This window comes from Rossellomorea vietnamensis, from assembly GCF_001305855.1.
Lineage (GTDB): Bacteria > Bacillota > Bacilli > Bacillales > Bacillaceae_B > Rossellomorea > Rossellomorea vietnamensis_A.
Window position 1 is genome coordinate 132438 of the sequence record NZ_LIXZ01000007.1, and the last position, 16228, is coordinate 148665.

At 45.2% G+C, this 16228-nt stretch carries 14 protein-coding genes; 13 read left to right on the top strand and 1 reads right to left on the bottom strand.

All coding sequences use genetic code 11. From position 1 onward, the window contains the following. Positions 1-19: 19 nt before the first annotated feature. Complete coding sequence (locus AM506_RS11150) at positions 20-1531, top strand: tetratricopeptide repeat protein (protein ID WP_060672564.1); 1512 nt, start codon at positions 20-22, stop codon at positions 1529-1531. 152 nt (positions 1532-1683) lie between these two features. Then, positions 1684-2631, top strand: a complete 948-nt coding sequence (trxB, locus tag AM506_RS11155; protein WP_060672565.1) for a thioredoxin-disulfide reductase — start codon at positions 1684-1686, stop codon at positions 2629-2631. A 51-nt stretch (positions 2632-2682) separates the two neighbouring features. Here trxB and AM506_RS22100 read toward each other — a convergent pair whose 3' ends face one another. After that, positions 2683-2835 carry a Fur-regulated basic protein FbpA gene (locus tag AM506_RS22100; protein WP_082386330.1) on the bottom strand — a complete coding sequence of 51 codons (153 nt, stop codon included), beginning with the start codon at positions 2833-2835 and terminating at the stop codon, positions 2683-2685. A 182-nt stretch (positions 2836-3017) separates the two neighbouring features. Between AM506_RS22100 and AM506_RS11160 the strand changes: the two genes are divergently transcribed. From AM506_RS11160 to AM506_RS11215, 11 genes are all read left to right on the top strand, one after another. After that, a complete protein-coding gene (locus AM506_RS11160) occupies positions 3018-3332 on the top strand; it encodes a MerR family transcriptional regulator (RefSeq protein WP_060672566.1) in 315 nt (104 codons plus the stop codon). 472 nt (positions 3333-3804) lie between these two features. After that, positions 3805-4521, top strand: coding sequence for a GDSL-type esterase/lipase family protein (locus AM506_RS11165; protein WP_152968579.1), 717 nt, complete (start codon positions 3805-3807; stop codon positions 4519-4521). A gap of 429 nt (positions 4522-4950) precedes the next feature. Next, on the top strand, positions 4951-5409 hold the full coding sequence (locus AM506_RS11170; protein WP_060672568.1) for an 8-oxo-dGTP diphosphatase: 459 nt from the start codon (positions 4951-4953) through the stop codon (positions 5407-5409). Positions 5410-5457: 48 nt separating this feature from the next. Further along, positions 5458-6351: an RNase adapter RapZ gene (gene rapZ, locus AM506_RS11175; RefSeq protein ID WP_060672569.1), complete on the top strand. Its 894-nt coding sequence runs from the start codon at positions 5458-5460 to the stop codon at positions 6349-6351. Then, positions 6348-7310 carry a gluconeogenesis factor YvcK family protein gene (locus tag AM506_RS11180; RefSeq protein WP_060672570.1) on the top strand — a complete coding sequence of 321 codons (963 nt, stop codon included), beginning with the start codon at positions 6348-6350 and terminating at the stop codon, positions 7308-7310. Before rapZ ends, AM506_RS11180 begins: the two co-directional genes overlap by 4 nt. A gap of 60 nt (positions 7311-7370) precedes the next feature. Next, positions 7371-8318 (top strand): DNA-binding protein WhiA, encoded by a 948-nt coding sequence (gene whiA / locus AM506_RS11185; protein WP_060672571.1) that lies wholly within the window; start codon positions 7371-7373, stop codon positions 8316-8318. Positions 8319-8344: 26 nt separating this feature from the next. Continuing rightward, positions 8345-8602, top strand: a complete 258-nt coding sequence (locus AM506_RS11190; RefSeq protein ID WP_060672665.1) for an HPr family phosphocarrier protein — start codon at positions 8345-8347, stop codon at positions 8600-8602. Between the two features lie 343 nt (positions 8603-8945). Beyond that, complete coding sequence (locus tag AM506_RS11200; RefSeq protein ID WP_060672573.1) at positions 8946-10547, top strand: GGDEF domain-containing response regulator; 1602 nt, start codon at positions 8946-8948, stop codon at positions 10545-10547. Between the two features lies 1 nt (position 10548). Continuing rightward, positions 10549-11592 carry a HEAT repeat domain-containing protein gene (locus AM506_RS11205; RefSeq protein ID WP_060672574.1) on the top strand — a complete coding sequence of 348 codons (1044 nt, stop codon included), beginning with the start codon at positions 10549-10551 and terminating at the stop codon, positions 11590-11592. Continuing rightward, a complete protein-coding gene (locus AM506_RS11210) occupies positions 11589-12998 on the top strand; it encodes a glycosyltransferase family 2 protein (RefSeq protein ID WP_060672575.1) in 1410 nt (469 codons plus the stop codon). Before AM506_RS11205 ends, AM506_RS11210 begins: the two co-directional genes overlap by 4 nt. Further along, on the top strand, positions 12995-16228 hold the full coding sequence (locus tag AM506_RS11215; protein ID WP_082386331.1) for a hypothetical protein: 3234 nt from the start codon (positions 12995-12997) through the stop codon (positions 16226-16228). Before AM506_RS11210 ends, AM506_RS11215 begins: the two co-directional genes overlap by 4 nt.

Genomic DNA, 16228 nt, shown 5'->3' on the forward strand with positions numbered 1-16228 from the left:
AACGTTTCGGAGGACTTTGATGAGAAAAGGGTCAAAATTAAGTAGTGAAGAAGCGAAAGTGTTGTCTTTTGTCCCGACTGGTGAGTATTACTACAACAAAGGGATGAAAGCTTATCAACGTCGTGAACTTAAAAAATCATTAAAATATTTAAATAGAGCATTTCAATTAGAACCGATTGAACCGATGATTGCCTGTCAGTTATCGATTGTGTATACGGAGCTTGGTGAATACAAGCGTTCCAATGATTTATTGCATAACATACTAGAGGATCTCGATCCCCGTATGACGGAATGCCATTATTTCTTGGCCAATAACTATGCCCACCTAGGCTTATTTAAAGAGGCTTACGAACAGGTCTCCACCTATCTTGAGAAAGAAGAATACGGTGAATTCGTCGAGGATGCCGAAGACTTGTTGGAGCTTCTGGAACTCGATTCCGACTTGATTGTGGATGATCTGTATGAGCATGATGAGCTCATCGTCCAGCAGGAGAAAGCAAGGGAGCTCCTCGAATCCGGTCACTTCCAGAAAGCGGTGGATACGTTACAGGAGGTCATCCGGGACTATCCTGAATTCTGGTCGGCTTATAATAATCTGGCCCTTGCCTACTTCTATCTGGGAGAAGTGGATAAAGCGTCCGCTACTCTGAAAGAGGTGCTTGAGAAGAATCCGGGTAATCTTCATGCGCTGTGCAATACGGCGGTCTTTTATTTCTATCAAAAGCGCCATGATGAGCTTGAACAACTGATCCAGGGTCTTGAGAAGGTCCGTCCCCTGCTCCATGAGCACCGTTACAAGCTCGGGGCCACATTTGCACTTGTGGGTCATTCTAAGCGTGCGTATGATTGGCTGAAGTCCCTTCAGAAGATCGGCTTTGAAGGCGACTCGAGCTTTTATTACTGGTTGTCTTATTCAGCTTATGAGACAGGTCATGAGGATACGGCCCGTAATGCGTGGAAAAAGGTACTGGATATCAACCCTGAAAAAGAAGGGCTCGAGCCTTGGAACGACCACAAACAGGCGGAAGGCTTTGAAAATCATGTCACTTCCATTTTGAAAAAGCTTCAAAGCGAGTATACGGAAGAGAAATTATTCGGCCTTTTCCTGACGTCCATCTCTGATAATCAAAGGGCCATCCTCACTCACGCAGATTTTTGTGATGTAGAGGATCTGTCGATTGTCGAGAAGGTGTATTTGGCGCAGGTATTGAATAGTAACGGCAACAGCTCGATCAAGGTGAATCAGGAAATCCAGAATATGCATCAGGTCGCCCTTCATCTATATGGCGATCATCACCCGATCACGAGCGTGGAATCCGGTTTGTTCCTTACGTGGTTCACGATCGCCTACCGGGGCATCAAAGAACGGGAAACCTTCAAGAATGCCAAAGCATTTGCAGCGGCAACGGAATTCGTCTGGAACCGCCTCAGGAATGAAAAGGTGACGAAGAAGCAGCTTTGCGACCGGTTCGACTTATCCACAAGCACACTGACAAAATATATAGCGGTCGTGGAAAGTTACCTGCCCTGAGCATATTTTTGGACGATATGAACCTATTTTTTATAGGATAGGTGTAGGAAGTAAATACTATAGTTTGAAGGCTTCTGGACGCCATTCCAACCTTTGGCCATAGTATTGAATAAAGAATGTGCTTACGACTGTTTCGGAAGGAGAATGTCATGATGTCTGAAGAAAAAATTTATGATGTAATCATTGTAGGTGCAGGCCCTGCAGGAATGACTGCAGCTGTTTATACGTCACGTGCAAGCCTTTCAACGCTTATGCTTGAAAGAGGAGTGCCGGGCGGACAAATGGCGAATACGGAAGAAGTGGAAAACTATCCTGGCTTCGACCATATTCTTGGACCTGACCTTTCTAATAAAATGTTTGACCATGCAAAAAAATTCGGTGCGGAATACGCATACGGAGACATCAAGGAAATCGTGGACGGCGAGGATTTCAAAATCGTCAAAACCGGTTCGAAAGAATTCAATGCCCGTGCCGTGATCATCACAACGGGTGCCGAATACAAGAAAATCGGTGTCCCTGGTGAAAAAGAACTGGGTGGACGCGGAGTATCTTACTGTGCCGTATGTGACGGAGCATTCTTTAAAGGAAAAGACCTTGTTGTCGTTGGTGGAGGGGACTCTGCCGTTGAAGAAGGGGTTTACCTGACAAGATTCGCTAACAAAGTGACGATCGTTCACCGCCGCGGTGAGCTTCGTGCTCAAAAGATCCTACAGCAGCGTGCATTCGATAACGAGAAAGTTGATTTCATCTGGAACCATACAATAAAGGAAATCAACGATAAAGACGGCAAAGTCGGAAGTGTGACCCTTGTATCCACTGAAAATGGAGAAGAAACAGATTTCCAGGCGGATGGTGTCTTCATCTATATCGGAATGCTTCCATTGACGAAGCCATTCGCGAACCTCGGAATCATCAACTCTGAAGGATACATCGAAACGAACGAACAAATGGAAACAAAGGTACCTGGTATCTTTGCAGCCGGAGATGTCCGTGAAAAGCAACTTCGTCAAATCGTTACAGCAACAGGTGACGGCAGTATCGCCGCACAAACCGCTCAGCACTACATCGAAGAGCTGAAAGAAAAAGTCAAAAACGGATAATGCAACTAAAGCCTTACGAAGGGAATACCTTCGTAAGGCTTTTTTTATAATTCAATTCTTCTTGTGCTTATTAAACACATACACCAACTCCGACAGGGTCAACTTCTTCAATCCTTCATCACATGGCTTGTAAACACCAGCTTCTACCAACCGACGAATAAATTGTTGTCTTTGTCGTTCAACGGCTTCACGTAAAAATGGCATGCGGGTTCACTCCTTTTGGATTCTTAAGGAAAGTGTACGGGGATCTATTCGGAAAGTCTTCTTGTTTGTTAAGTTTTCTACCAATTAAGAATTCTTTGTAAGGTTTTCTAACATTATAGTCCAAATCCCCTGGCAGGACATGTATAATCAACCTATTCCCTGCTTAGGAGGATGAGGCAGCCGTGGATAATGAACCTTCCTATAAAGATAAAAAAGTAATTTCGATCGGAGTCGTGAGCGAATTGACCGGATTGACCGAGAGGAAGATCCGCTATTACGAAGAGAAGAATCTGATCTTTCCACAGCGCTCAAACAGGGGATATCGCAAATACTCCTTTTCCGACGTGGAACGATTGATGGATATCGCCGACCAGCGTGAAGAAGGGGTCACGACGAAAGAAATCAAACATGACCTAACCATAAAAGAGAAAAAAGAAGCCAAACAGAAAATGATCAAAGGCCAGCTGAATGCACGGTTCGGTATACAGAAAAAGTAAAGAGGGACGGACCTCGGGATCTTTGGAGTGACGTCAATGTAATTTTATCTGAAAGTGTCATGGGGTATTAGAAGGTTAGTTTGTGGTAAAAAAAGTAAAACGGCTGGATTACTCCTGGTTTTGGCTGGATTAAGCTCGAGAACGGCTGGATTTTCTCCCTTTTCGGCTCAATTTCCGTCCAAAACGGCTGGACTTTTCAAACTATACCTCTGATAATACCCTATGAGGCATGTGAAAATTCAGCTCATCACCAGAGATCCACAAAGAATCAAGTAACAATTGCCACATACCGTGTAAAGAAGGCTCACAAATGGCCATCTACAAAACAATTTCTCCTATCCACTCATTCTTTGAAACAAACCGACCAACCGACAACCATTTTCCAAAAATAAACAGGGTTATAACCCCTCCAACAGGGAATAACGACTATTATGAAAGTCATCTCAGTTTATTTCGGAAGGTCGGATCAACAATGAAAATAGTGAAACTCGCAGCGGTTGTCGTACTGTTTGCTCTTATTCCCATCGTCTACTTCAGTTTTTTTGCAGATGAGACAGAGTCCTCTTCAAAAAAACGAGTAATTGCACTGGGGGATTCCCTCACTTACGGCTATGGTGATAAGAAGGAAGCAGGGTATATCGGGCGGTTAGAAGAGAAAGTAAACAAAGAACATACCAAGAAGTCGTATAACTTCCAAAATCTTGGAATACCCGGGCAGCAGTCGGACCAGTTACTCGCACAGATCGTCAAGCCTGAGGTTGCCGAGGATTTGAGTGAAGCGGATGTATATATCATCAACATTGGAACCAATGATTTAATCAAGAACAATGGTGGAGATTTGTTCCCTTTACACCACGATGAAATCATGGAAGCGAAAAAAGATTATCTCGATCATTTGGATAAGATCCTGAATATTGTCGGGAGAGCGAGCAAAAAAGCGGATATCATCGTGTTGGGATTGTATAATCCATACCCGGACAAAGACAGCGATAAAATCGAAGCATATGTGGATGATTGGAATAAGTCGATGAAGAAGGAAGCAGAAAAACATGAAAATGTTAAATACGTATCGACGAATCCATTATTCAAAGGAAAGTCCAAGGAAAACTATTTCCACGATTCCCTTCATCCTAATGGAAAAGGGTACGAATTAATGGCAGATCAAGTCATGAAGAACTATGACTTTTAACCTTATTTTTACAGGATTCGTGGGAATTCGGGATGGTTTGCACAACTACGTTTGTAACATTAACAATTCCGTAATACCGTTTTAAATCTGTTGTAACACTAGTGAAACAATTTTCGGGTAATATAGAGAATAAGAAATTGACCCCCTTTTAAGTAATAAATCCCTTAGATGACACAGGAATCGCCTGTGTCTATTTTTTTTGCATTTTTTGCTGTTATAGTGATTTAGGGTTCCTGTACCAATCATTTGCAGACTCCTTATCATGTCAAAACCTGTCCCATTAACTTTCGATTTCAATCGACACGTTTTCCGGCAGGCGGAGACATTGTAGCTTGTCTGCAATCATAGTATAATGTAAGGAATGAAGTTGACAGTAATCGGGACGGATGCATCCATCGCTCCCGAATCATCAAGATTGAGGTGAAGGTAGTGCAACGTGTCACAAATTGTTTATATCTGGATGGAGACAAGGTGCTCCTTCTCCAAAAACCAAGAAGGAACTGGTGGGTCGCCCCGGGTGGAAAGATGGAGTCCGGTGAATCGATCAGGGATACCGTCATCCGGGAGTATCGCGAGGAAACGGGCATCTACTTAAAGAATCCCGATTTAAAAGGCGTCTTTACGTTCATTATTAAAGATGGTGACCAAATCGTTTCGGAGTGGATGATGTTCTCTTTCTTTGCTACAGAGGCGGACGGAGTCAATCTTCAGGAATCGGAAGAAGGCAAGATCAAATGGCATCCGATTGACGAGGTCAAGAATTTGCCGATGGCTGAAGGAGATTATCATATTCTGGATTATCTATTGCACGGAAAGAATACGATTTATGGGACATTCACCTATACGCCTGATTTTAAATTATTATCTTATCGACTGGATCCAAGTTAAATAACGAATTTTCCATATAGAATATTACGATAAAAGCGGGGGAAGAGCATGAGTACAGGTTCGACAAACGATGTTCAATTGGTCATCATAACGGGTATGTCCGGAGCTGGCAAAACCGTTGCCATTCAAAGCTTTGAGGATTTAGGATTCTTCTGTGTGGACAATCTGCCACCCACTCTTCTTCCAAAATTTTTGGAACTGATGAAAGAGTCCGGTAATAAAATGAATAAGGTCGCCCTTGTCATGGACCTCAGGGGAAGGGAATTCTTCGATCATCTGTTTAAGGCATTGGACGAACTGGCGGAAACCTCATGGGTATCCCCACGGATCCTCTATCTTGATGCAGATGATTCGTCCCTTGTCAGAAGATACAAGGAAACGCGTCGTTCCCATCCTTTGGCTCCATCGGGCTTGCCGCTTGAGGGGATCCGTCAGGAAAGGGAGCTCCTTGAAGAATTGAAGGGGCGTTCACAGCTGATCTATACCACTTCCACCATGAAGCCAAGAGAGCTGCGGGAAAAGATTTTAACGGAATTCTCGGTGAATAAGAAAACGATTTTCACGGTGAATGTCGTATCATTCGGTTTCAAGCATGGGATTCCCATCGATGCCGACCTGGTGTTTGACGTACGCTTTCTTCCCAACCCCCATTATATCGATCATATGAGACCGAAAACGGGATTGGATGAAGAGGTATCAACCTATGTGTTGAAATGGAATGAAACGAATAAATTCATCGAAAAAGTAACCGACCTGCTCTCGTTCATGCTTCCCCAATACAAGCGTGAAGGAAAGAGTCAGCTCGTCATCGCGATTGGATGCACAGGCGGACAGCATCGTTCGGTTGCGTTAGCAGAATATCTTGGACATCATTTTGAAAAAGACTACCAAACGAAAATTTCTCATCGAGACATCCAGAAGAGAAAGGGTCTAACAACATGACACATACACCCAAGGTCGTCGTGATCGGGGGAGGAACCGGCCTGCCGGTCCTCCTCAGGGGATTGAAGCGACACCCGATTGATATATCGGCCATCGTCACCGTTGCAGATGACGGCGGCAGTTCCGGTCGTTTGCGGGACAGCCTGGACATACCTCCACCGGGGGATATACGAAATGTCCTTGCTGCCCTGTCAGAAGTAGAGCCACTGGTTGAACAAATGTTTCAGCATCGATTTGAAACGACGAATGAACTTTCCGGTCATGCCCTCGGGAACTTGATCATCGCGGCCCTTGCTTCCATTACAGGAGACTTTGTCCATGCGATTCAGGAAATGAGCAGGGTATTGAATGTGAAGGGAAAGGTGCTTCCGTCAGCGAATCAGAGTGTCATCCTCAAGGCTGAAATGGAGGATGGGACGATCGTGACGGGGGAATCCGCCATTCCGAAAGCCGGAAAGAAGATCAAACGTGTCTTCCTGAAGCCGGACAGCATCAAAGCATTGAGTGAAACCTTACGTGCCATCAAGGAAGCCGATTTAATTGTGATGGGACCGGGAAGCCTATATACTAGTATCTTACCGAATCTCCTTGTCCCCGGAATTGGCGAAGCCGTCTGCCAGGCGGAAGCCAAGAAGATGTATATTTGCAATATCATGACCCAGGCAGGGGAGACCCTGGATTATTCAGCGAGCGACCACGTGAAGGCATTATACGATCATCTGGAAACCCCAAGCATTGATTATATCTTGGTAAACAAGAAACAGGTACCAAAAGAGGTACTGGAAAGATATAATGAAGAGCAGGCGAGCCCCGTTCATTTCGATGTGGATAAATTAAAATCCATGGGCTTGGAAGTGATCGCAGAAGAGATTCTCTCCTATGACAACCATCTTGTCCGTCATAACACAGAGAAGGTCGCGGATATTATTTATTCTTATTTGAAAGAATCAACCAACTGATATACAACGGAAATTTCTTGCGTATAAGGTTGTGCAAGCGTTTGCTAGGAGGTGATGGGGATGTCGTTTGCATCTGAAACGAAAAAAGAACTGACTAATATTGAAGTGAAGGATTGCTGTGCAAGTGCAGAACTTTCCGCATTGATTCGCATGAATGGTTCATTGTCCTTCTCGAATCAAATGCTCGTCGTCAATATTCAAACCGAAAACGCCGCCATTGCCAGAAGGATCTATACCTTAATCAAAAAAGGGTACGACACCCCGGTAGAGCTTCTGGTACGAAAGAAGATGCGGCTGAAGAAAAACAATGTGTACATTGTGCGAATCAAAGAAGATACAAAGATGATCCTTGAGGACTTAAAAATACTGGGTGAACATTTCACCTTTATCCATAATATAGCGGAAGACCTGATCAAGAAGAAATGCTGCAGGCGCTCATACCTAAGGGGAGCATTCCTTGCCGGCGGTTCGGTCAACAATCCGGAAACATCATCGTATCATTTAGAAATCTTTTCTCTTTATTCTGAACACAACGAGGCGTTGTCCGAGCTGATGAATTCCTTCGGGTTGAACAGTAAGACCCTTGAACGGAAAAAAGGCTTCATTACGTATTTGAAGGAAGCGGAGAAAATCACGGAGTTCCTGAATATCATAGGGGCACACAACGCCCTGCTCCGATTTGAGGATGTCCGGATCGTCCGTGATATGAGAAATTCCGTTAATCGTCTGGTGAACTGCGAGACGGCTAATTTGAATAAAACCATCGGTGCAGCCCTAAGGCAGGTAGAAAACATCAAGTTTATCGAAAGACATGTAGGATTGCAGGTTTTACCCGATAAACTAAGGGAGATAGCAGAGCTTCGGGTGAACTATCAGGATGTCACGTTGAAAGAACTGGGGGAAATGGTTTCAGGCGGCACGATCAGTAAATCAGGAATCAATCACCGCTTACGGAAAATCGATCAACTGGCAGAGAAGTTAAGAGCGGGAGAAAAGCTCAATACTTAATTAAGGACAAAGGGGAGAGAATGATCATGGTGGAAAAACAAGTAGAAGTGAAATTGAAGACGGGTCTTCAGGCGCGCCCGGCAGCATTATTCGTACAGGAGGCAAACCGTTTCTCATCTGAAATCTTCTTAGAGAAGGACGGGAAGAAGGTCAATGCCAAAAGCATCATGGGCTTGATGAGTCTAGCGATCTCCACCGGCTCTGCCATCACATTGGTAGCGGACGGAAGCGACGAAGAAGAAGCGCTCGTCGCCCTTGAAGGATTCGTTCAAAAAGAAGCGTAAATGTGCAACTTCAGAAAAAGCCGGTGACCGGGGAGTGGTCACCGGCTTTTTCTATGGGTTTTTTTCTGTTCCAATCGAGAGGAAACAACTCATTCTTTCGAATCTTTTTTCCATTTATTTCACATCCATAATGGAAGTGTCCTCCTTTTTTTGTTACATTGAACTTTTCAGGATACTCACAAGAATGGACAAAAAGACACATAATATTTCCATTCCTCACCTATTAAACTAGAAAGTACAGAGTATAATAGAATGAGTTTGAATAAATACATTACACAAAAATGCACCGGAAAAATCCCTGTGATTTGCAAGAGAAGTTCACGACGAAGGAAGACGATGCCTTATGGAAAAATACACAAATCATTTCTTTAATAATATTAGAAAAAAATTAGAAGAATGGGAAGCCGGGGCCATCATCCCCCACGAAGAAGTGTACCGCTTCATCCACTCCATGGCGGGGTCGGCCTCGGTTCTTGGTTTATATACAATCGGGGAACGTGCCCGTGAATTGATGGATCAGCATGATGAAAAAGAAACGCGGACGTGGTCGATTTCAGAGGTGAAGGAAGAACTGTTTGATATTATCCAGTACTGTTATCACTTTGAGGGGGAATCGATCGAAGTATTCCCCGGCAAGCAAAGCAGGGATGGGGAAGAACCTGTCGTGTTACTCATTGATGATGATACGTCCTTCCTTATGTATATGAAGGAGGAATTGGAGAAGATCGGGTGGTACGTCGTTCCCATCGCCAATCCTGATAAGGCCATCATGTCGTACTATGATGTGAGGCCGGATTGTGCGATCATCGACATTTATATGGATGGGACGAATGGATTCGAGGTTCTGGACTTTTTTAAGAAGAAGCTGAAACAGCAGTTCATTCCAACGATCATGGTGAGCGTGGAGGATAGTAAAGAAGTCCGGATGAAGAGCTATCAGATGGGGGCGGATGACTTTATCGCCAAGCCATTTGACCTTGATGAGTTCATTGTACGGGTGAAGAGGCAGATGGAACGAAAGAAGCAAATGGAAGAGCTTGTATTGATCGATGAATTGACAATGGTTTATAACCGTAAATTCTTGAGTCAGTCGTATGCCCAAGTACAAAGCGACTGGGCACGCAGGAGGGATTCGTACTGTGTGGCCGTCCTTGATCTCGACGATTTCAAAGGAGTGAACGACCGCTACGGTCATCTGATGGGGGATCGGGTGCTGAAGGAATTTGCTTCACAACTGAAATCCGAAACGAGGATTCAGGACACGGTATTTCGCTTTGGAGGCGAAGAATTTGTCATCCTCTTCCCACACACGTCTCTAAAAGAAGCGTGCACATTTGTCGATGATATACGTAAGAGATTCAGTCAAATGGTGTTTCAGGCAAATCCCGCCTTTTCCTGTACCTTTTCGGCAGGCGTGGCAGAAATCGCTGATCCGGCGAAGCCATTTGATACATGGCTTAAGCTTGCGGATAATGCCCTTTATGAAGCGAAAAGCAGCGGCAGGAATGTCGTGAAGATGGACGGGAAGGTAGGGGAGCATTCCCCTCACAAAATCATGAAGATTGCCATCGTCGATGATGACCCGATCATTCGGACAGTGATGAAGGATATCGTGTCGAAACTGCCAGGAGAGCAGCATATTCAGTATGACATCCACACATTTAAAGACGGCGCTGCTTTTATAGCCTCGGATTGGCATGAAGGAAATCCCTGTCTCGTGATTTTAGACGGGGTGATGCCGAAGATGGACGGGTTGGAAGTACTGGAGCAGATTCGCTCAAGAAGTGATTCGGATCGCTACAAAGTGCTCATGCTTACCTCCCGTAAAAGTGAAAGGGACATTTCAAGATCCCTTCAGCTCGGAGCCGATGATTATATGACGAAACCGTTTAAACTACTTGAGCTCGAGGCCCGTTTAGGTCAAATGCTAAAAAGGATGAGGTGAATTGTACTCGCGGGAGCTTTTATATTTTTCTATTGCCCTGGTCATTTTGCTCGTGATATTGACGGGTCTTTGCCTGTATTTGATGTTAAAAAAAGTGATTGATAATAAAAATAGGAACCAGATTGAACGATATAAAGAGGAATATCAGTTGGCACTTTTTCAATTTTTGCATGAGGGGGTGGAGGCGGAAGAGTTATCTGTTCGTTCTCCTTTGCAAACACGGGCGCTGATCGAGTTGCTGGCCAGCTTCTCGAAAATGTTTGCCTCGGAAGACATGCAGGAACGTTTACAGGGGTTTGCGGAAGAACATTTTCAACCGTTCATTTTATCCCAGCTGAAGCACAGGCGGTGGAGTATCCGGATGAATGCCCTGTATTGGATACACGACTTTAAGATGAAGAGTATGCTAGAACCATTAAAGAAACTCCACGCTTCAAAAAAGGTCAGCAAAGCGGAAGAGATGCAGCTGTTAAAAATTCAAGTGCTGTTTGATGAAAAGAAACTGGTTGAGAGGTTGAGTGAGACGAAGCATGAGTTGTCGGAATTCGAATTCAGTCTCTTGTTTCATTCATTCAGGGAAGACCAGTTCAGGCCTCTGATCTCTGCCTTTGATAATCTGCCTGAAGTCATGAGGTTTGCCCTCATCGATTCAATCGGGGTGAAGAATCGAATGGAGCATGTTTCGTTTCTCAAGCACTTACTGGATACCGGGACCACTGAGCTCAGGGTCCGTGCCTTGAAGGCAGTGGTGGGGATGGAGTTTTACCTTGATATACCGACACTTTCCGTTCATTTACACGCAGATTCATGGCAGGAACGGCTGATGGCCATTAAAGCATGTGAATACATCCGTTCCACGGAGCTGAGTCCTGTCTTACAGAACCTTATGAGCGACCCGTCCTTTTATGTTCGCTCCCAGGCAGCTCAATCCCTTTTGCGTCTGGAAAATGGACAAGCATTGTTAAGGGAAATTGCCGCATATGCGGAAGATGGTTATGCAAGGGATATGGCCGAACAGTGGCTGGAAAGGGGGGCGGTTTCATGAATGCGATCGATTGGGGGAACATCCTGATTTCCATTGGATGGTTCGTTCTCCTTTATATGATTCTCGTCGTCTCGTTTTATACGATTCTACTCGTGATCTCCCTCTTTCAATTAAGGAAAACCTATGGTCTCGATGAGTGGGAGCCGTACGAAGAGCTTTTACACCTCCATCAGACGAAGCCTGTTTCCATACTGGTCCCCGCTTACAATGAATCTGTCGGCATCATGGCGACGGTAAGATCATTATTGAGCATTGAATATCCGGAATACGAAATCATCATCGTTAACGATGGCTCCACCGATGATTCCATGGAAAAGCTCGTGGAAACCTTTCAGTTGGTGAAAATCAAGTGGGTGATCCGCCAGCAGCTGAAAACACAGCCGGTGAAGGGTGTGTATCAGTCGAAATTATATAAAAATTTATTGGTGATCGATAAGGAAAACGGAGGCAAGGCAGATGCCTTGAATGCCGGGATCAATGTATCGAACTTCCCTTATTTCTGTTCCATCGATGGGGACTCGGTTCTCGAACGGACCGCTTTCCTGAAAGTGATGAAACCGATCGTCGAATCCGATGGGGAGGTCATAGCCTCCGGAGGAAGCATCCGAATTGCAAATGGATGCGAGATTGAAAGCGGTGAAATCGTGAAGGTGGGTCTTTCCCGCTCACCACTCGTCGTGATGCAGGTGATCGAGTACTTAAGGGCGTTCCTGATGGGAAGGATCGGTTTGAGCCGTCATAATCTCCTTCTGATCGTATCGGGGGCGTTCGGTGTATTCTCGAAACGCTGGGTCGTCGATGCCGGTGGATATTCCCATACGGTGGGAGAGGATATGGAGCTCGTTGTCAGGCTTCACCGTTATGTGAAAGAACAAAAAGCCGATAAGAAAATCGTCTATGTGCCGGATCCAGTGAGCTGGACAGAAGCACCGGAATCGTTGAAATATTTACGCCGTCAACGGAGCAGATGGCATCGCGGCTTGTTTGAAAGCCTTTGGATCCACCGCCGGCTCCTGTTTAATCCGAAGTACGGATCAATCGGCATGATTTCCATGCCATATTTTTTAATCATTGAATTTCTCGGCCCGGTCGTTGAATTGATGGGGTACATCATCATGGTCCTCTCTATTTTCCTTGGCGGGGTTTATCTGGAATTCGCCATTCTATTATTCTTGTTATCCATCCTATATGGGTCGGTGTTATCCATGGCTGCGGTCCTCCTGGAAGAATGGTCCGTCCGGAAGTTCCCGAAAGCAACCGATATCGGCAGACTTTTCGCCTATTCATTGACCGAGACGTTATGGTACCGTCCGTTGACCGTCTTCTGGCGATGTGAAGGGATCTTGGACGTGATCCGCAAAAAGAGGGGTTGGGGAGAAATGGCGAGAAAAGGAGTATCGAAATGACAAAGCTGAAATCCTATTTCTTTCTCTTATTCATCGTAAGCATCGTCCTTTTGGTGTCAGCCCCTTTTTGGCTGTGGCAGCTCAAAAAGGAACAGAACGTGGATGTACTGATCATTGATAAAACAGTACCGGATACTACTTATCGCGAACATAAAGGTCTTATGTGGCTGTTAAATCAACAGAAATATGTTCAATCAAACGGGGAACGGTATGATCTGAAGAAAGATTATATTGGGTTTGTTCCTGGAAAGGATCAAACCTTTGATGTGAAAAATATTCCCTCATCCACTGACAAGTATGATGCTGTTTACATAGCCGATACGTATGGTGTGTATGAAGAAGAGTTCCAAAACAAAAATGTCTCGGGCAAGCGGTCTTCCAAGCTTTACGGAGGCTTGACCGAGGAGGATATGAACGCATTAAAAACCATGGCGATGAAGGATGGAAAAACTTTGATCGCCGAGTTCAATTCCATGGCACAGCCTACGGAAGAAGAAACCCGGAAGAAGTTCTATTCCCTGTTCAATCTGGAGTGGTCGGGCTGGATTGGAAGGTATTTCACTGAACTGGAAAATAGCGAAGTGCCTCAATGGGTAAGGGACAACTACGAGAAGCAGTATGAAGAAGCGTTCAATTTCACGGGACCTGGTTATGTACTGGTGGATGAGAATGATCGGCTGGTGGTGTTGGATAAGGATGACATCGGGAAGAAAGGTGCGGTCTTTTCCACTACCTCCCGGGGGGAAGATTTAATTGGAAAAGAAATCAGCACCCCTTATTCATACTGGTTCGATATCGTGGAAGCGATCGACCCGGATGAAATCGTGGCCAACTATACGCTGTCGCTGTCTGAGAAGGGGAAGGACACCATGAAAGCACTGAATCTTCCCGTTACGTTCCCCGCCGTCGTTCACGGCCGGAACCGTCAATTCGACACGTACTATTTCAGCGGGGATTATGCTGATCAGGCAGATGTGCCCGATCTGTATCAAACCGTTGGATTTTCTTCCTGGAGGAGATGGACGGGGTCAAACAGTCCCAATGATCCTTCCCAATTTTACTGGAAGGCCTATACTCCGATCATGACGGCAATCCTAAAGGATATCCAAAAGGGTGAAGAGCGTGGGAAGAAGGACAACATCGAAATCACGAGAGAAAATGGCCTGAACCTTGCCGGGAAAACGGGCTCGGATTACATTCAAGTGAAGAAGGACGGTAAGTGGGAAGACCTCCTCATAAAGGGTGTGAATATGGGAATCGCGAGGCCGGGTTCATTTCCTGGTGAAACCGCGATTTCAAAAGAGGAATATTTGAGGTGGTTCAAGCAGATCGGAGCCATGAATGCCAACGCCCTGAGGATTTACACCATCCATCCCCCAGAATTTTATGAAGCTTTTTACGAATACAATCAAATGGCAGATAAGCCGTTGTATTTATTCCATGGCGTGTGGGTCAATGAAGAAATTTTCTTAAGATCCGAAGATGCCTTTGCTAAAGAAAACACAGACGAATTTGCGTCAGAAATTAAAAAAACCATCGATCTCGTTCACGGGAACGCTGAAATCCCTGAACGAAAAGGCCATGCGTCGGGATCATACACCTACGATATATCACCTTATGTTCTTGGGTGGGTCTTTGGGGTCGAGTGGGATCCTGAAGTGGTCCTTGCGACAAATGAAAAACATAAAGGACTCGGGGACTTCAAGGGTGAATACATTGAAACGGAAGAGGCAGAGCCGTTTGAAATCTGGCTGACAGAGAGAATGAATGAAGGGATCAAGTATGAAACCGAGACTTATCAGTGGCAAAGGCCGGTCAGCTTCACGAACTGGGTGACCACCGATCTGTTGGATCATCCGAGTGAACCCCTGGAGAAGGAAGACATGGTGTCTGTGGACCCGAACGTCATGAAGGGGACCGACAAACTGAAAACCGGTTTATTCGCTTCCTATCATATCTACCCGTATTACCCTGACTTTCTGAACTATGAACAACCGTATGTAAATTACATCGATCATCGCGGAGAAAAGAATAATTACGCCGGCTATTTACATGACATGAAAAAGGCGCACTCCATGCCATTAGTGGTAGCGGAATTCGGTGTCCCGGGATCACGCGGCCTTACCCATAAAAACGTCTACGGTATGGATCAAGGAAATCATTCCGAAAAAGAACAGGGTGAAATCGACCGGAGATTATTCGAGGATATCGTGGAAGAGAGAATGGCCGGTGGGATGGTCTTTGCCTGGCAGGATGAGTGGTTCAAGCGAACATGGAACACGATGGACTATGACAATCCGGACAGACGGCCGTTCTGGCAAAATGCCCAAACGAATGAGCAGCAGTTCGGGATGGTGAGCTTTGATCCTGGAACCAGTAAATCCAGCATGATCCATGTAGACGGAAGACCTGAGGATTGGACCTTCAATGGGATCGAACCCGCATTTGATAAGGATGGACACAGCATGTATGTGACGAGTGATGAACGTTTTGTATATGTTCGTGTCGATTCGAAACGTATTTCAGGAAAAAAAGACACGTATCTTTTATTCGATACGATTGGGGATCAGGGGCAATCCATGATTCCGGATGTAAAGGGTGCTTCCACAAAGGGAGTGGATTTTGCCCTTCACATAAACGGGAAGAAAGAAGCACGTTTGTGGATCGACAGCTATTATGACACCCATCACTATCAATATGGGCATGTTCTCAACATGATTGAAGAAGAGACATACGCCAATGTGAAAAACAACGGGGTGTATCATCCGATCCGGTTGACGTTGAATAAATCATTGGACGTAGAAGGGAAAAATATCCCGTTCCAATCCTATGAAACCGGCGTTCTCCAGTTCGGAACATCGAACCCCAAGGATAAAGCGTATGATTCATTGACGGATATCAGCGTCGACTCCTCTGAAGGGCGATATGAAATCCGTATTCCCTGGCAGTTGCTGAACGTAAAGGATCCGAGCCTGAAGGAGGCAATGGGGGATATCTGGTCAGGCAAAGGCCTGCAAAGCTCAACCACCCTTGACTCGATCAGAATCGGTTTATATGAAACCGACGGAGAAAAGGCATTTTCATATCCGGCACAGAATGAAGACGGGTTCATCAATCCTGCTCAGTTCTATCCATACTCTTGGGATACATGGGATGAACCGACGTCCCATGAGAGATTGAAGCAGTCTTACTATGAAATGAAAGAAGCTTTTGAGAAAGAAGGGGAATGA